Annotated in this window: 12 protein-coding genes; 8 read left to right on the top strand and 4 right to left on the bottom strand. The window is 43.5% G+C overall.

The features are described 5' to 3' along the window. The first annotated feature begins 94 nt into the window (after positions 1-94). Both DCC82_RS13920 and DCC82_RS13915 read left to right on the top strand, forming a co-directional pair. On the top strand, positions 95-1387 hold the full coding sequence (locus DCC82_RS13920; protein ID WP_097354815.1) for a bifunctional folylpolyglutamate synthase/dihydrofolate synthase: 1293 nt from the start codon (positions 95-97) through the stop codon (positions 1385-1387). An 82-nt stretch (positions 1388-1469) separates the two neighbouring features. Further along, positions 1470-4280 carry a VWA domain-containing protein gene (locus DCC82_RS13915; protein ID WP_097354814.1) on the top strand — a complete coding sequence of 937 codons (2811 nt, stop codon included), beginning with the start codon at positions 1470-1472 and terminating at the stop codon, positions 4278-4280. A 57-nt stretch (positions 4281-4337) separates the two neighbouring features. Here DCC82_RS13915 and DCC82_RS13910 read toward each other — a convergent pair whose 3' ends face one another. The 3 genes from DCC82_RS13910 to DCC82_RS13900 are packed head-to-tail and all read right to left on the bottom strand — an operon-like array spanning position 4338 to position 7183. After that, positions 4338-6005, bottom strand: coding sequence for a hypothetical protein (locus tag DCC82_RS13910; RefSeq protein WP_097354813.1), 1668 nt, complete (start codon positions 6003-6005; stop codon positions 4338-4340). 13 nt (positions 6006-6018) lie between these two features. Further along, a complete protein-coding gene (locus DCC82_RS13905) occupies positions 6019-6591 on the bottom strand; it encodes a PilW family protein (RefSeq protein ID WP_097354812.1) in 573 nt (190 codons plus the stop codon). Then, positions 6575-7183, bottom strand: a complete 609-nt coding sequence (locus tag DCC82_RS13900) for a type IV pilus modification PilV family protein (RefSeq protein ID WP_097354811.1) — start codon at positions 7181-7183, stop codon at positions 6575-6577. Before DCC82_RS13900 ends, DCC82_RS13905 begins: the two co-directional genes overlap by 17 nt. A gap of 106 nt (positions 7184-7289) precedes the next feature. Here DCC82_RS13900 and DCC82_RS13895 point away from each other — a divergent pair, with 106 nt between their 5' ends. Genes DCC82_RS13895 through DCC82_RS13870 form a run of 6 tightly spaced genes read left to right on the top strand, consistent with a single transcriptional unit; the run spans position 7290 to position 14888 of the window. Continuing rightward, a complete protein-coding gene (locus DCC82_RS13895) occupies positions 7290-8723 on the top strand; it encodes a hypothetical protein (protein ID WP_097354964.1) in 1434 nt (477 codons plus the stop codon). Positions 8724-8743: 20 nt separating this feature from the next. Continuing rightward, a complete protein-coding gene (locus tag DCC82_RS13890; protein WP_108430400.1) occupies positions 8744-9568 on the top strand; it encodes a PRC-barrel domain-containing protein in 825 nt (274 codons plus the stop codon). 21 nt (positions 9569-9589) lie between these two features. Then, on the top strand, positions 9590-10948 hold the full coding sequence (locus DCC82_RS13885) for a VanW family protein (protein ID WP_097354809.1): 1359 nt from the start codon (positions 9590-9592) through the stop codon (positions 10946-10948). Positions 10949-10951: 3 nt separating this feature from the next. Beyond that, the gene (locus DCC82_RS13880; protein WP_097354808.1) at positions 10952-12619 is read left to right on the top strand and encodes a GspE/PulE family protein; all 1668 of its coding nucleotides are present in this window, start codon (positions 10952-10954) and stop codon (positions 12617-12619) included. Positions 12620-12631: 12 nt separating this feature from the next. Next, complete coding sequence (locus tag DCC82_RS13875) at positions 12632-13690, top strand: type IV pilus twitching motility protein PilT (RefSeq protein ID WP_097354807.1); 1059 nt, start codon at positions 12632-12634, stop codon at positions 13688-13690. After that, the gene (locus DCC82_RS13870; RefSeq protein ID WP_097354806.1) at positions 13677-14888 is read left to right on the top strand and encodes a type II secretion system F family protein; all 1212 of its coding nucleotides are present in this window, start codon (positions 13677-13679) and stop codon (positions 14886-14888) included. The genes DCC82_RS13875 and DCC82_RS13870 overlap by 14 nt, the downstream gene beginning before the upstream one ends. 332 nt (positions 14889-15220) lie before the next feature. Here DCC82_RS13870 and DCC82_RS13865 read toward each other — a convergent pair whose 3' ends face one another. Then, positions 15221-16894: an IS200/IS605 family accessory protein TnpB-related protein gene (locus tag DCC82_RS13865; RefSeq protein ID WP_062677138.1), complete on the bottom strand. Its 1674-nt coding sequence runs from the start codon at positions 16892-16894 to the stop codon at positions 15221-15223. Positions 16895-17018: the final 124 nt, after the last annotated feature.

Raw genomic sequence — 17018 nt, 5'->3', positions numbered from 1 at the left:
TTTTTTCTTCCAACCGTTGAAACTCAAGGGAAAACCGTGAGTGTGGAGGATAAACTTTTGACAATACCTTATGCTAGTAAGGGGGAGAAATATGATGATTCGTACATATGAAGAGGCGCTAGAGTGGATTCACGGCCGATTGCGTTTAGGAATAAAACCAGGGCTAAAACGGATGGAATGGTTGATGGACAAGCTCGGACATCCGGAACGCCGCATCAGGGCGATTCATATCGCGGGAACAAACGGAAAAGGGTCAACGGTAAGCTATTTGCGCCATATTTTACAAGCGGCAGGTTATTCCGTCGGAACGTTCACTTCCCCGTATGTGGAGCAATTTAACGAACGCATCAGCGTCAATGGAAAGCCGATTCGCGACAAAGAAATTGTCGAACTCGTGCAAGTAATCCAACCGCTTGCAGAAGAATTGGAAAAAACAGAACTTGGCGCGCCGACAGAATTTGAAGTGATTACGGCGATGATGTTTTATTATTTTGGGAAAAAGAACATTCAAGATGTTGTGATTATCGAGGCAGGACTCGGCGGCCGCTTCGATTCGACGAACGTGATTTACCCGATTCTTTCCATTATCACCAATATTGGCTATGACCATATGAACATTTTAGGAGAGACGCTGGAGAAAATCGCTTTGGAAAAAGCAGGAATCATCAAATCGGGCGTTCCGGTCATTACCGCAGTTAATCAGCCGGAAGCATGGGCGGTGATTGCCGGCAAAGCGAAATCATTGAAAGCGAAAACATACCGGCTGGGAGAAGACTTTTCGATTGTTCAGCATGAGGCAAATGAAGATGGCGAACGTTTTTCAATAGAGACGGTGTTTTCGCAATATCCGGATTTAAACATAACGATGTTCGGGGCGCATCAAGTGCAAAACGCGGCCGTAGCCGTGATGGCGGCCGACTATTTGCGGATGTGCTATTCGTTTTTGATTGAAAAAGAACATATTTATGAAGGACTGGAAAAGGCGAAATGGATCGGGCGGTTTGAACGGATAAGCAATAAGCCGCTGATCATTATCGACGGCGCCCACAACGCGGAAGGCATCCGCAGCCTCGTCGATACAGTGCGTTTGCACTATCCTAACAAAGATGTTCATGTATTATTTGCCGCGTTGGCAGACAAACCGCTTGAGCAAATGATTCCGCCGCTTGCCGGAATCGCGAAAACGATAACGTTTACGTCGTTCGATTTTCCGCGCGCCGCGTCTGCCGAACAGCTTGCAGCGCTATGCGACCATCCGGATAAAGCGTGCATCACGGACTGGGAGCGCTGGCTCAAAGAAAAACGGAAACAGAAGCGGAGCGATGACCTTTTCCTTATCACCGGCTCGCTTTACTTTATCGCAGAGGTAAGAAAGTTATTGTTATGACAAAATTTTTATATGTTTCCAGCGAAAAGTCTTGCTATAATAAAAGTAATAGGACTTTGGTAAGGGATAGGGGGAGAGGAGTGTGGCGGAGAAGAAAAAATTTTTATGGTTGTTGATGGCACTGCTTTTATGTGTCGCCTTTGGAAGCGTTCCTGCTGTAGCGTTTGGGGCGGATAATGGCTCTAGCACCGCTGCGTTGAATTTTACCATCACTTCTTCGCAAACCGAATACGCCAAGCCGCCTAATGCCGATGCCCAAGGGAGATTGGACATAACGTTGACTCCTCAAGGAAGGGTGGATAACATCATTCGCCCGCCGATCGATGTCGTGTTTGTGTTTGACGTGTCAGGATCGATGACGCCTTTGAAGCTTCAAAGCGCAAAATATGCGCTTCAATCCGCCGTCGATTATTTCAAAGCGAACGCCAACCCGAATGACCGATTTGCTCTCGTTCCGTTTTCCGACGACGTTCAATACAATAAGGTCGTGCCATTTCCTTCCGGAACCTATGATGTCAAGCAGCATTTGAATTGGATTGCAACTGTAGCCAATAGTCTTCGGGCAAATGGCGGAACAAACTATACGCAGGCCCTCCGGCAAGCCCAATCGTTTTTTAACGACCCGGCCCGGAAAAAATATATCATTTTTTTAACAGATGGAATGCCGACAGTGTCGGTGGCAAAGGAACCGATTACGTATACAGTCTGTGAAGGAAAGAGTCGGAAAACGTGTAGACAAGTCACGGAAGATTTATATGTTGAATATGTGCTGTACTCTGATGGAAGGAGCGTAGATCGAACGGTTTATTATCCAAGCGGGAGGGAAACAGAGTCATATTATGGCTCTAAAATTTATAAAGATTTCGAAGAAAAAGTCCGTACTCACGGAACGGATGTGGCCAGAGCGCTTGGAATAAACAATATAACGCTCTATTCCATCGGCTTTGGCGATAATCAAGATGTAGATATGAATTATTTGGAAAGGCTGTCCGCGATAACAGGCGGGCAGGCGAAGAAAGGGACGCCGCAAAACTTAACGGAAATTTTCCAGCAGTTTTCAAAGCTCGCTAATGATCCGGTGTTAAGCGGAACGATAAAAATTCCGCTAACCTCGTTTGGCGGAAAGGTGGAAATTGTTGAGACGGATCAAGTTTGGCTCGATGATAAGAAAGAAAACGCCTATATCACGCTTTCGATTCCATATAAAGTAGGGCAGCCGGCACCACCGCCGTTTACCGTTTCAATTCCGGTGCGTTTTAAAGCAAAAGGGGAGTATACGTTTACTGCGGAATTGGCGTATCGTGATGTATATGGAGTAGAACAGGCACCGATTACGAAATCAGTTAAGGTCGTTGTCAAAGACGAGGTGCCGCCATCGTTTGACGGAACGGTGACGCTTGAAGGAATCACAAGGGACGTAGGCGACTTAGTGAAATTCGGCAATGCGGATGGTGATTCGAACCGATTCAAGGCACGTTATTCGCTAACTGCCGTTGGCTATGTTGGAAACGCGTCCGGAAACATCAGCAACATTAAATTGATTCAGCCGCTTCCAGACGGGATTACGGTTGTTCCGTCGCCAAACGTGACTGTGCGCACGGAAAACGGCGTCCAGTACGCTGAGATTGCGTTTCCAAATACGGTCATCGACTATAAGCAACTTAATAACAACGAGATTACCGGCGAAATAACGCTTCAAGCAAACTGGGCGATGGAAAACGTGCAGCTTCCGCCAGCTGTCGTTTCGTTCCAAGATAGCAAATATGGCGCGCGGACATCGTCATTAAAGGCACCTTCCCAACGGATTGGAATGAAAGTCCGCTTGCATGAATCAACTGATATGTATTACGAAGGAGATGGGCGCGGCCTTATTACGAAATGGCAAGCGTCAGCCAAGCTTGGAGAGACGAAACATCCGAACGATTACGGATTGCTGATGCTTCCAGTGAAGGCGCTGCAATTCAAGGAAGACGACGTTCTTCTCGTCACATACAATAATGATAAGACGGTAGCGCTATATTTAAAACCGCGCGTAACAATTATAGCTGAAGACGGCCAGCCAATCGCAAGCGGCGCGACTGTTACCAAGCCGGTAACCGTTAAAGTAACAGGGCGCGTCGCAGGAGAAGGAGTCACGTATGAATATAAAGTTGAAAATCCAAAGCAAGATAGCGCTTGGAAGCCGCTCGATTCACCATATGAAATTCCGATCACTTGGGATGGAACGTCGACCATATCCATTAAGGCGACAGGAGGATTGACAAAAGGAGACGGCATTACCACTGTATCGCTTACGTATATTAAGCTCATTCGCCAATTAACATTAGGAAACTATAAACAAACGATGGAAATCGGCGAAACGCAGACGATTCCGGTAACGATCGAGCCAAGCGACGCGACAAACCAAACATTGGAGTGGATTTCCAGCAATCCGGATGTCGCGGAAGTGGAGGACGGAAAAGTTACTGCCAAAAATCCGGGAACAGTTAAGATTACGGTACGGGCAATGGATGGAAGCAACGTTTCGGCGACGGCGACGATTACGGTGATCGATCCATTTGTTCCATTAGAAGCGATTCGTTTCCAACAGGAAGTTTTATATATGACGGTAGGCCAAGAGCTTGACATCGAATCGCAATTAACCTTTATTCCAAGCAATGCGACAGATAAACGCCTTGACTCTGTACAATCATCCGCTCCGGAATATGTCGAAGTGCGCCCGCAGCAAGGAAAATGGTATATCGTAGCCAAAGATGTTGGATATTCAACGATTACCGCGATTGCCAAAGCGAAAACAAGGGATGGACAGGAAATTAAAGATTCAATCACGGTGATTGTCCAAGAGAAATCGTCTTCAGGAAGCGATGGAGAAAGCGGAAAGAATAGATGGTAAAATAAAAAGGATGCCTAAACATTCGCTTTAGGCATCCTTTCTTTTTTGCTTTCTTTATTACTTTACGATTAATTTGTCAACGACAAGAGACAGCTTGTCTACAAACGGCAATCCTTCCCCGCGATTGATAAATACCGATTTATCATGGCGGATGACAAAGCGGGACTGTTCAATATCGTTTGACTGGGTGAAGGAAAGACGATTTGGCCGATCGACTTGTCCGCGATAGGCGTTGATGACAAGCCCGGAGACGTCAAAGTCCGGTGCTGTGCTTGACGTGTCGCCGCGCGCAAACAAGCCGCCTTCAATGTTGATGTATGAACCGACAGCATAGACAGTCGCGTTGCTTTCAGTATAAAAGTATCCTTTTAAGTTCGGCGTTTGAGAAAAGTTGTTTTCAAACTCGTTGATTCGCGCGATTTCCAACGGCCCTCTCGAAAGAAGCACGACTACTTTATCATCATCTTTATCATCTTTATCATCGGTAATGTTAATATTAGCGTTGTAAATCCATGTGCGTCCAGGGACGTTTAGATCACGCTGTCCAAAGACGTAAACCGTTGAATCTAGATCTATATTTTTATTCTTTTTATCTTTGCCGATGCCGAAAATTTTCAAATCGCCGAATACAATAATATTTCCCTCTTTTATTGTTATCGGTTTGTTGACCTTTAAAACTAGATCGCCATCGATAATCAGCCATTTTTTTTGTAAATCAAGCACTCCGCCGTCAAGGGAAATTTCCGAAGAGTCTTTAGGTCGAAGAATAATTGATTGATCGGTTGAATCGATTTTTTTTTGCAGTTCCGAAACGCTCTCAAAGTCAACATTGTCAAATCTACCTTCCAGTTTCAGTTTATCGAAAAGTTCGTTGATGCTTTTTTGGATATAATCATTATAATTCTGCTTTTGGTCAAATGTTCCTATTCCCGCCGCGTTTAACAACTTATCTTTTACGGTCCATTCGAAATTCACATCAATAAATTCCTCGCGTTCTTTTTGAATGGAAAGATCTTGGGGTTGACGCTCGTCAGAATAATTTTCTTTACTCATTAAAAAACGTTCGCCAACAAACTCATAACAAGGGGCTTTTTCATGATTACAAGAATTATAACTTTCATTGACAAACAATACACTATTTTTGCTTGTTGGGAATGACGTTGGTTCCATGTATTCGTTATTATCGAAGTCGATGTAATTGGCGACATTTGTCATATAAGCGTTTTTTCCGGCGTAAATATTTCCCTCAATATATGCCCCGCCGTTTAAAACAACATTTTCTTGCGAACCAAGGGCATATTTTAAAAAGCTGGGCGTGCTAGCGACAATAACTTGGCGCGATACCGTCCGTTTTCCTGCGGCTTTAGAAATCACATAAACGCGCGTAAATAGCTTGTTGCGATCAATTTCTTTATTTTCTGTAATATCTTGAATCGATACCCCATATCGTTCCATTAATTGCTGAATAAATCCTGATTGGACGTTGCCTAAATCCGCATCAAGCAGTGCAGGAGTGGATAATTGAAGATTTTCAACCTTCACCTTCATTTCCGCAATCGTTTCTTCGATCGCTTTTGTCGCTTCATGAAACGATTCCACATCTTCCACGCGCACTTCCGTAAATCGCGCTTGGTAAATCGCAACAGATAAAATAGTTAAGCCAAGAATGAAAAAAATAGTGATAATCAGAAGCGTGACTACTAAACTATATCCTTTTTCGTTCATTTGCCTCTCTCCTTTAAAAGCCGAATTCCGTCTTTAATGTAAACGGTTTGACATGCAGCAAATCTCCTGAATCATGGTAGCGGTCTTGGACGGCAAGCTTAATGGTAACGACGCCGCTGCGGCAAATCTTTTCTTCTTGTTTGGCGCAGGTGCAGGAAAACCCGGATTCTTCTGTAACAATTTTTAAACGATCCGAATGCAGCCGTTCGCCATCGATGGCAATCGAGCCATCCTGCAAGGCAACGGTAAGCGTTTCAGGAGTTGGTTCTGGTTTTTCTTCAACAAAGCCGAGATAAGGATCGATATCTTTTCGTTTATCGTTTACAAATATGATTTGTGCATTTGTCGTTTCGCCTTGATCCATCTCGATCCCGTCCGGCGCAAACGCGTAAAGTTTATTCATAATGGTGGCGACAATATAATCGGCTTCGCTGCGCAGTTGATTTTCGATATGGATTCGTTTGTACGCGTTAAGTCCGCTGAAGAACACTCCATAGATGGAAGCGAGTATAAGCGAAGAGATTGTAATTGCCGCCAACAGTTCCACAAGCGATAATCCTTTCGCGTTATTAACGTATCGTTTCATCAGCAATCACACCTTCTAGCCATTCCGAATCATCGACTTGATCTCCCCAGCGGACAATCACATAAATTTTCAGCAAATAGTCTTGTAATTTTGGATCTGGATTTTTTATCCTCTCTTCGCTAATTTGTTTTTTTAAAGATGCCGGAAATTCTTCCGGAGGAGATTTTTGCAATTTGTCCCACACTTCACTGTCATTATAAGGAATGAGGAACACATGGATGCGTGTTTCATCATACGTAACGTTATTGATGGTCGGCCGAAGAATCGCCTCACAAACTTGTTTGTCGCCAAACAGCGGCAAATTGCAATGGGAAGCATCCATTTGGGCAAACGGTTTGTCCGTATTATGTATTTCGTTGTCAACGTATTGTTTTAATGCTGTAAAATCAAGACGCTCCATATACGCCAATACGCCGCGGGCAATGTTGATGGCGACCGTTTTGTCTTGATTGTATGTCGTATATTGCATGGCGTTCGTAAAAAAGGAAAACATTCCTATTGCGACGATGGACAAAATGGTGATGGATGCTAGCACTTCCAATAAGGTGAAGCCTTTTGAAGAGAGGCGTGCTAAAAAATTCTTTTCCTCCATTGGTCATGCCCTTCTTTCCAAATATTTAACTTTATTATACAATAAGTTAGAGCCGAATTTTAGGAAAATTGTCTTGTATAATGGTGCGGGGAAACGGGGTGAAACATTGAAGCACGTTATATTTACCATCATTGCTTTTATCCTTGCCATTCCGATTTTACTTATTCTTCCTGTTGGATTAAGTTGGAGTGGGAAAATCGTAGCACTCATCATTGCTTTGTTGCTTTCACTTCTTGCCTTAGTAGCAAAGTCCTTCTTTCCGATGTGGAAGCTTGCTCTATTATTAGGGTTGCTTATGGCTGCGGTGACATATTTGCTTCATCGCCAATTTGCACATGTTTTTTATGCAGCAAACAAAATGGACGAGGATGAATTCGAAGACCAAGATGAACTTAGCGAAAATACGGACGTGTTGAATGATGAAGAAGCAGTGCGAGTCAATGAAGAAATAGTGCCGCAAAATGTTTCACAAAAAAGCACGGAAGTAGAGCAAGATGAAATCATTACGGTCGATGAGCTTCCATTGGAGATCGCTGCCGATATAGAGCAAATCGAACAAATCGAAACAACGGCAAAACAGGAATTTCCATGGGAAAATGAAAAGAACCCTGAACAAAGCGAAATGGTGGAAATAAGCGAGCTGCCGCCTACTGTGGCCACAGATGAAAAGCAGGACGAGGATATGTCCGAAAGTGATCTCCCATGGGAGACAGTGGAAAATGACAATATAAATGAGACGGACAATTTCAATGAATGGCCGTTGGAAATGGAAATAAATATCGAACGAAATACGGATATGCCGTTTGATGAGTTGCCTCCTACCATAACGCCAGAAATGGAAGAAAATTTGGTTGTTGTGTCCGATGGCACACAAGTGATGGCAGCGCGCGATGGCGAAGAGAATCGATTACATATTTCACCAGAAGATTGGAGCATGCTGACGCAGCCTTCAGCAATGGAAGAGAATGAACAGGCGGCAGAAATAGAACCGGATAGTTTCGAATGGGACGATATTCTTTCCGAGAAAACGGAATCAAAGGAAGCTATTTCTTCACAGGCAAAACAATCATTCTCTTTGGAAAACGAAAAGATGCTGCAGGAAAAATTAGATGGAAAAGCACAAGAGGCGCAAATAGCGGGATGGAATGACAATGAACGGCCACAAGAGAATGAGAGTGATTTGGGCGCTAAAGAGCAAGCCGTTTCTACCAAGGAAAACGATGTTAGTCTATCAGAAAGTCTCACTGCTACTAGGCCGGTTCAGTCCGAAATTTTGCAAACCATAGTTACTGAGCTTCAGTTAAACCGCAAGCATATAGATCCATTAGAATATGAACAACGTATTATTCAATGTTTGCAAACCCCGTTACCCGATTATGACTATTACGTGTTTGCGTGTTTGTTAATGGAACATTATTTATTAGAGAAACAATACGGTAAACTTGCATCGTTGCTTGCCGAGCTGAAAGAAAAATTTCGCTCCTATCCAATCATACAAGAGGAAATTCAATTTCTTACACATACATTACAGAAATTATAAAGAACAGGTGTGGTGAAAATATGAAAAATAGTGCACAAATCATCAGCCTTCCAATTATTAGTATTTCTGATGGCACGCAAATAGGAACCGTAAAAACGTTAGTCATTAATCCAGAGAAAGGATCCGTTGATTTTCTCACGGTTGAACGAGAAGATGTTCAGTTAAGCTTAAAAGCGATCCCGTTTAAAAAAGTGGTCGGTATCGGCGAATTTGCCGTAACGGTGGAAAGCTCTCACGATATTATTGATTTATCGGAAATTCCGATTGCCAATCAGCTTGTCAATAAACAAATTCGCATCAAAAACACGAAAGCGATGACGAGAAAAGGACAGCTGCTAGGTGAGGTAACCGAATTTTTTGTCGATGAAGAAACGGGAGAAATTATTGGCATTGAATTGCACGTCGGTGACCGTCAGGCAGTGTTATCATCGGAATTTATATTAACATATGGAAAAGATATTTTAGTTGTCCATGACAATGCGCCATCTTCTTTGCTTGATGAGGCACATTTGCTCGTTTCTGCAAAAGATCAAAAAGACGAGGAAATGGCGGAAAATGTTTCGCGAAATGAACAAACATCGACTGAATTGGCCCATGATGTGCATGATTGGCATGCCAATATCGAAACGATGGTGGAAGAAGCGGAAAACAGAGAAGCGCTTCAAGCGCTGCGCGAAAAGCAAGTGGAGCTTTTGAAGGGCAAACGTGTGACAAAAGATATTTTTGATAAAAACGGGAATAAATTCATTGAAGCTGGTACCATTTTGACAGAAGAACATATTCAAAAAGCACAGGAAGAAGGACCAAGCGTGATCGTTGATATATCAATGAACGTAGAGGCATAAGCAAAAGGGGGAAGGTAGGCGGTGAGACAGATTGCTGCGGTAAAGTTGTTTTTCGTCATAGCGGTTTGTACGATTTATTTGATCAGCTTTTCGCAAATTGGCGTTTTAGCCTACGAAACGTTTTTGGGAGAGACAGACCGCCTGCCCGCAGGAACGATGGTTGGGCCTATTTCTGTTGCGAATAAATCCAAACAAGAAGCGCTGGCGGAAATCGCGAAAAAAGTGAATGAATGGAAGGCAGATGCGACGATTCCCGTTGTGTATCAAGAAAAAAAAGGAGAGATTCCTACATCCCTGTTTACGTTCCAAATCGAACAAAGCGCAAGGCAAATAGTGTCAGGGCGGCCGTCCCAGCTTCTTGTCCAATTCGATGTGCAAGAATTTTCTAAAACAATAAAAACACTGCTTCCCCCGCCGCTCGCTTCTTCTATTAATCTCGAAAAATTACAAAATGATGTAACGAATATCGCAGCCAGTTTACAGATACCGTCCCAGCCGCTTGATCTTGCGGCATATGTTTCCCGTTCCGATGAAACGGAACAGCAAGTGAGCGCGGCGACACTGAAATTGGGGAAAAGGCCAGCGCCATTGCTTGAATGGATTTCTGCCAATCCGACCATTGAAATTAAAGGAAAAAGCATTTTTTCGCTTGCGGCATATGTCAAGGAGACGAGCGGGTCGCTTTCTTCCGAAGAGATGAGCATGATTGCATCAGCGATTTATCAAACGATTTTGCCGACGAATTTTACGGTATTGGAGCGGCATACAAGCCGCGAACTTCCTGATGGAATAACGATTGGCTATGAAGCAAAAGTAGACGGCGGCAATCGTGATTTGCAGTTTTATAATCCGAATACCACTGCTTATACGCTAAAGTTCCGGGTAGAAAAAAACCGTTTGCATGTCACGCTTTTCGGACTGCCATTTGTCTATAAGTATGTGGTGAAAGTTGGAGATATCGAATATTTCAAACCGAGGACGGTTGTTCAATATAGCCCTCTCCTTCGTCCAGGGGAACGTCAATTAAAGCAAAGTGGAAAAAGAGGAATGCTTGTCAAAGTGAAAAGGGAAACGTATGATGAAAACCATCTTGTACATGTGGAAACGATTGCCGAAGACTTTTATCCGCCATCGTACAACATTGAACTTCGCGGTTTGGAACTAGGAGACACCCAGCCGGATGCATCCACGTCCGAACCGTCGGCGGTTGATGAAAAGCAAGCAGACAATAATCAGAAAAACGATGAACAAACGAATAAAAGCAAAGAGGGAAACAACGGGCAATCTGAAGAAAAGCAGCCGGAAAAAGAAAAAGCGCCTTCCACAACAAATGATGCGGACGGCAAACAGAACAATGATGATAATGAAAAGCAGGGATGAACGATGAAGAAAAAACAAGAGCGGAAACGTTTAGGAGATTTATTAGTGGAAGCGGGGCTCATTACGGAGGAACAGCTGGAGGAAGCGTTAAAAGAAAAAGCTCCCGGTCAAAAGCTGGGCGATGCGCTCTTACAACGTGGGTATATTACGGAACAGCAATTAATTGAAGTGCTTGAATTTCAGTTAGGCATCCCGCATGTCAGTTTATATCGCTATCCGATCGATCCAAAGGTGACAAATCTCATTTCAAAAGAATTTGCCAAGCGGCATATGGTGATGCCTTTAAAAATTGAGGGAGAACGCTTGTTTGTGGCAATGGCGGACCCGATGGACTTTTTTGTCATTGATGATTTGCGCCTTTCGACAGGGTTCCATATTGAAACGGCGATTGCCTCGAAAGATGATATTTTGCGCGCCATTAATAAGTATTACGACATGGATGAATCGGTAGAAGATTTTTTGCAAATGGCTCCCGCAACGGAAACGGTCGAAGAGGAACGAATAACCGAAGAGGATTCTCCGATTGTCCGGCTTGTTAACCAAATTTTGCAGCTCGCCGTTGAACAGCGGGCAAGCGATATTCATATTGATCCACAGGAAACGAAAGTGCTTGTCCGTTATCGCATCGACGGTATGTTGCGGACAGACCGCGCGCTTCCAAAACATATGCAAAGCATGCTGACAGCTAGAATTAAAATTTTAGCGAATATGGATATTACCGAACATCGCATTCCGCAAGATGGAAGAATTAAGATGAATATCGATTTTCATCCGGTGGATTTGCGCGTTTCCACATTGCCGACGGTTTACGGTGAAAAAATTGTGATGCGCGTCCTTGATTTAGGGGCGGCATTAAATGATATTCATAAGCTCGGATTTAATCAATTGAATTTACAGCGGTTTATTGAACTGATTGAGAGACCAACCGGAATTGTGCTGATCACTGGACCGACTGGGGCGGGGAAATCATCGACGCTATATGCGGCGCTAAACCATTTAAACAGCGAAGAAGTCAATATTATTACGATCGAAGACCCGGTCGAATATGAAATTGAAGGCGTCAATCAAATTCAAGTCAATCCAAATGTCGGATTGACGTTTGCGCAAGGATTGCGCTCCATTTTGCGACAAGATCCAAACATTATTATGGTCGGAGAAATTCGCGACCGTGAAACGGCAGAAGTTGCGATTCGCGCGTCATTAACTGGTCATTTGGTGTTAAGTACTCTTCATACAAACGACGCGCTAAGCACGATCACGCGCTTGATTGATATGGGAATTGAGCCGTTTCTTGTGGCCGCCTCTTTAGCCGGCGTTGTTTCTCAGCGGCTCGTTCGCCGCGTCTGCCGCGATTGTCAAGAAGAGCAGGAGCCGACAAAGAGGGAAATCGAAATTTTTGCCAGCCGCGGCATGAAAATCGATAAGCTCGTTCGCGGCCGCGGCTGCCCAACATGCAATATGACAGGTTATAAAGGACGAATCGCCATTCATGAACTGCTTGTGATGACCGATGAGATGCGCCGCGTGATTTTAAATAAAGAGCCATTTTCGAAATTGCGCGAGCTTGCCATTAAAAACCGAATGATTTTTTTGATTGATGACGGATTATTAAAAGTAAAACAAGGGCTAACGACGCTAGAAGAAGTATTGAAAGTGGCGATTTTAAGTTAAAGGTGAGAAAAAATGAAGCAAAGATTGGACGCTCTTTTACGTGCCGCGTTTGAACTAAAAGCTTCTGATGTTCATTTAACGGTCGGGGTGCCGCCGATTTTTCGCATCAATGGCGAATTAAAAAGGTATGGCCAAGACATTTTGCGGCCGGAAGATACGGAAGAAATGGCAAAAGCGATCATTCCGTCTAGCCTATGGCCGCAATTTCAAGAAAAAGGAGAATTGGATTTTTCGTACGGGATTCCAGGCGTTTCCCGCTTCCGCATCAATACGTATAAACAGCGGTCATGTGTGTCGCTCGCCATCCGCATTATACCGACAAAAATTCCAACAATTGATGAACTGCGTCTTCCTGAAATATTAAAACAGATCGCGCAAAAACCGCACGGGCTTGTGTTAGTAACAGGTCCGACGGGAAGCGGAAAATCAACGACGCTTGCGGCGATGATCGACTATATGAACAAAACGATGCGGAAACATATTATTACGCTTGAGGATCCTATCGAATATTTGCACAAGCACGGAAGCTGCATTATTGACCAGCGTGAAGTCGGCTTTGACACGAACAATTTTGCCAACGGTTTGCGCGCGGCGCTTCGTCAAGATCCCGATGTTATTTTAGTCGGGGAAATGCGCGATTTGGAAACGATTCATACCGCCATTACGGCGGCGGAAACGGGGCATCTCGTTCTTGGCACATTACATACATCGAGCGCGCCGGCGACAATCGATCGGATTATTGACGTGTTTCCGCTCGCCCAACAATCGCAAATTCGCATTCAGCTCGCGTCCGTTCTTGTCGCGATTATTTCTCAGCGTCTTTTTCCAACACCGCAAAAAACAGGACGGGTCGCTGCCACGGAAATTTTAATTAATAACACGGCAGTCGCCAATTTAATTCGCAACGAAAAAGTCCATCAAATCATTAACGTTATGCAAACAAGCCGCTCCCTTGGCATGCATACGCTGGCGATGAGTATTAAAGAGTTAATGCAAGCCGGGCTGATCCTTCGCGATGCGGCTGAACCTTATCTTGCACAGGAGCGTGGCGATTCGTATGCCTCAGTTTAAATATGAAGGCCGGAATATAAAGGGGCGAAAGCAAACAGGAACGATTGTCAGCGAGTCCAAGCGGGACGCGGTCATGAAATTGCGGCAAAAAGGAATTAAAGTCATCGAAATTGCCGAAGTGCCGCAAACGTTACTCACCAAAGAAATAACATTTGGAAAAGCGGTGAAGCTCCAAGATTTTGTCATTTTTTTGCGGCAGTTCGCGACATTGATAAAGGCGGGGGTCTCGATTGTTGACTCCACCCGCATTTTAGCGGAACAAACCGAAAGCAAGGCGCTGAAAAAAGCGCTGATGGAAGTGGAAGAATCGCTCCGCGCCGGAAATCCGCTATCTGCTGCCGCGGCGAAGCATCCGCGTATATTTCCGTCGATATTTGTGAACATGGTAAAAGCGGGAGAAGCGGGCGGAAATATGGATGAAACGTTAGAGCGGCTTGCCGATCACTTTGAAAAGATCCACCGCACAAAACAAAAAATAGTCTCAGCGCTTGCCTATCCAATAGCGGTAGCCATTATTGCCGTTGCGGTCGTCATTTTTTTGCTTGTTTCCGTCGTCCCGACATTTGTCGAGATGTTTGCTGACTTTCATGCCGAACTGCCGACGATCACCAAGTTCGTGTTGCGCGCAAGCGAAGTGATGCAAACGTATTGGTGGCTCGTTGTCATTGTGTTCATAGCGATATATGTTTTGTTTTTATTCATGAAAAAACAAAAGAAAACAAAATATTACCTTGACTATGCCGCAATGCGCATCCCTATTTTCGGAAAGCTCGTGCAAAAGGCGGCATTAGCGCGCATGACGCGGACGTTAAGTTCGTTGTTTTCCAGCTCTGTTCCGATTTTGCAAGCATTGTCGATCGTAGAAAACGTCGTCGAAAATGAAGTCATTGCCAAAGTAATGAGGCAGGCGCGCGATTCGCTTGAACGGGGCCAATCGCTTGCCGAACCGATGAAAAAGCATTGGGCGTTTCCGCCGCTTGTGACGCAAATGATTACGATCGGCGAAGAAACGGGATCACTCGATGCGATGCTTTCCAAAGTCGCCGACTTTTACGAAGCGGAAGTGGACGCCGGCGTCGAACGGCTAAAGTCGCTGATCGAACCAATCATGATCGTGCTTTTAGCAGGAGTCGTCGGGACGATTGTCACCTCGATTATCGTGCCGATGTACGATATTTTCAACCATATTCAACATTGAACTACCCCCACTTACCGGCTAATGCCGGTGGAAGTGGGGGATTCTTGTTTCCTCTGGCCATAGTTGCTCAAAGGTTCCAAGACCCCCCTCCGTTCAACGAGAGGAGTAGCCATACAAGATGTCCGAAGTATCCTTTCGGGACGACCAGCTATATGCCTATGAAAGCACATATAGAAGGTACACCATCTTCCATTCGTATGGCATCCAAAGAACGCATTGCAATGCACCCAGCTCCTAGAATCGCCATCTGCTCCGGTGACGAGAGTAAGAGACTGGTACAATGCGTTCTTCTGTTCTAAAACTTCAAGAAATAATGATATTCTAATAGTTTATTACGATAAAGCTTTTATTAATTGACGTTTTTCTTCTTCTAACAACGATGGGTGAAATACATCTATTCCTTGGTGTGGTTGGTTCACATTGAAAAGATGATACAGCGTATGTGTCCGAACAGAAAACTTTTTATCTAAAATAGACCAATGCTTCCAATGATGCGAAGTATTTTTCGGGATATATTTTTTCAGCACCTTTGGAGTTTTTTCTTTATATCCTAATCCTCGACGGCCAATCGTAAATGCAGCTGCTTGGTGGATAGAGATACCGAATTTGCGCATATATTTCAGTTTCCCAGAGACAGAAGTAAAAGCCGGATTCACTTCTATAACAGCAACTCCCATTTTGTCGGCACGGCTTTTGATCGCTTGTATCATTTTTCGATACGCGAACATACTCTTCATTCGATTTGCTTTTTTGTTGCCGTATCGATTCCCTGTTTTGGATAAGGTGGTATCCAACTTTTCCAAAACAATAGGTTTTTTCTTTCGAACCGCAATATCCACTAAAGCAATGGCTTCTGCTTCCATGATTTTTGTAATCTGGCCCGAAGTTTTCCCTTCTATCGAAAACGTTAATTTTCCACTTTCCAAAAAGTTTCCGTCTTTCGAAACATTTGTCCAAGCAATGTGATTGTAATTGCAATCTACTCCGATCACTCCGTCAGAGGTAGAAAAATGAATATATGGATTCGATTCTACATCCACCAAACATTTGATAATATAGTATTCCCCGTGATCTTCGATCGACCAAGAAATCGGTTTACCATACTCTTTTTTGTTTTTACATTGGATTTGATCTGTCACCGCTTTATTTACGATCTCTTGCCCGTATGGAAACACCACTTCAGGAAAAGTGATTACCTTTCCTGTTACAGAGGTCATATGTAGTTCATTGGTTTCTCGATTATAATGGAATACAAAGTTTCCAGAACCGGCATCTTTCCGGCCGGAGATGATCATTTCTTTATTTCGCGCAGCTAAAAAGAGTTTTCTCCAAGATTCGTGGTCCTTTATAAATTCTTCTTTCGTAAATTGCTGTTTAAACAACTTTTTGCCTCCGAACACGACACTTGGGATATACTCTTTTAATTTCGTTTTCTTTTGTTCTAATCGATACAAACGATGGGTTAAACGGCCAATTTTGGCTTTGGTTCGTTTGATTTCTACATCGAGATAGCAATGTTCAAAAAGATATGTGTTCATCCAAATGAAAGAACGGTCTTTTAATCCTAAAGAAATGATTCCGCTTTTATGCAAAACAAAGTTTGTGTTTTTTGGAAAACGTAAGTTTCCTTTGATACAACTTTCTTTGATTTTGCGTAATTTCGTAAGTTTGGTTCGTTCTGTTTTCAGTTTTTTCTTCACATCTTTTATTTTTTCTTCTGTCTGTTGAACATGTATTTTATTTAATTCCATTAGAGAGGAGAAAAGAGCATTTGCTTCTCGGACGGCACTGTTGGCAAAATAGTCATTCAGTCCGTATTTTTTCTTCACAACGATATGCAGGCTTTCTTCATTTAATTTTCGTCCCCATCGCTTTTCCCGGATCAGTGTTTGAAAGGCGAAACGTTTCGCTTGATGGAATAACTCTAATGCATAAGATGTTTCCGTCACATGAAGAATATCCATTTCGGATTTATACAATCTTCTCGAAAAATAAGCTTTTTTCATCTTTTCTTCACCTCTAACAGAACATAAGTTCGGTATATTTATTTATATTTTATGACAGAAGAAGAACGTTTTTCAACTATTACGATTACTAAAAAACAAAAAATGCCGATTCATCCCCCACCTA

The organism is Geobacillus sp. LYN3 (assembly GCF_003064505.1).
Taxonomy (GTDB): Bacteria; Bacillota; Bacilli; order Bacillales; family Anoxybacillaceae; genus Parageobacillus_B; species Parageobacillus_B toebii.
The sequence above is the reverse complement of the archived record's forward strand: the minus strand, read 5'-3'. Positions and strand labels throughout refer to the sequence as shown.

Coding starts and splice junctions, on each gene's coding strand:
- DCC82_RS13905 (WP_097354812.1), bottom strand. CDS start 6,591: ATGAAACGATACGTTAATAACGCGAAAGGATTATCGCTTGTGGAACTG.
- DCC82_RS13865 (WP_062677138.1), bottom strand. CDS start 16,894: ATGAAAAAAGCTTATTTTTCGAGAAGATTGTATAAATCCGAAATGGAT.
- DCC82_RS13875 (WP_097354807.1), top strand. CDS start 12,632: ATGAAGCAAAGATTGGACGCTCTTTTACGTGCCGCGTTTGAACTAAAA.
- DCC82_RS13890 (WP_108430400.1), top strand. CDS start 8,744: ATGAAAAATAGTGCACAAATCATCAGCCTTCCAATTATTAGTATTTCT.
- DCC82_RS13880 (WP_097354808.1), top strand. CDS start 10,952: ATGAAGAAAAAACAAGAGCGGAAACGTTTAGGAGATTTATTAGTGGAA.
- DCC82_RS13900 (WP_097354811.1), bottom strand. CDS start 7,183: ATGGAGGAAAAGAATTTTTTAGCACGCCTCTCTTCAAAAGGCTTCACC.
- DCC82_RS13920 (WP_097354815.1), top strand. CDS start 95: ATGATTCGTACATATGAAGAGGCGCTAGAGTGGATTCACGGCCGATTG.
- DCC82_RS13870 (WP_097354806.1), top strand. CDS start 13,677: ATGCCTCAGTTTAAATATGAAGGCCGGAATATAAAGGGGCGAAAGCAA.
- DCC82_RS13910 (WP_097354813.1), bottom strand. CDS start 6,005: ATGAACGAAAAAGGATATAGTTTAGTAGTCACGCTTCTGATTATCACT.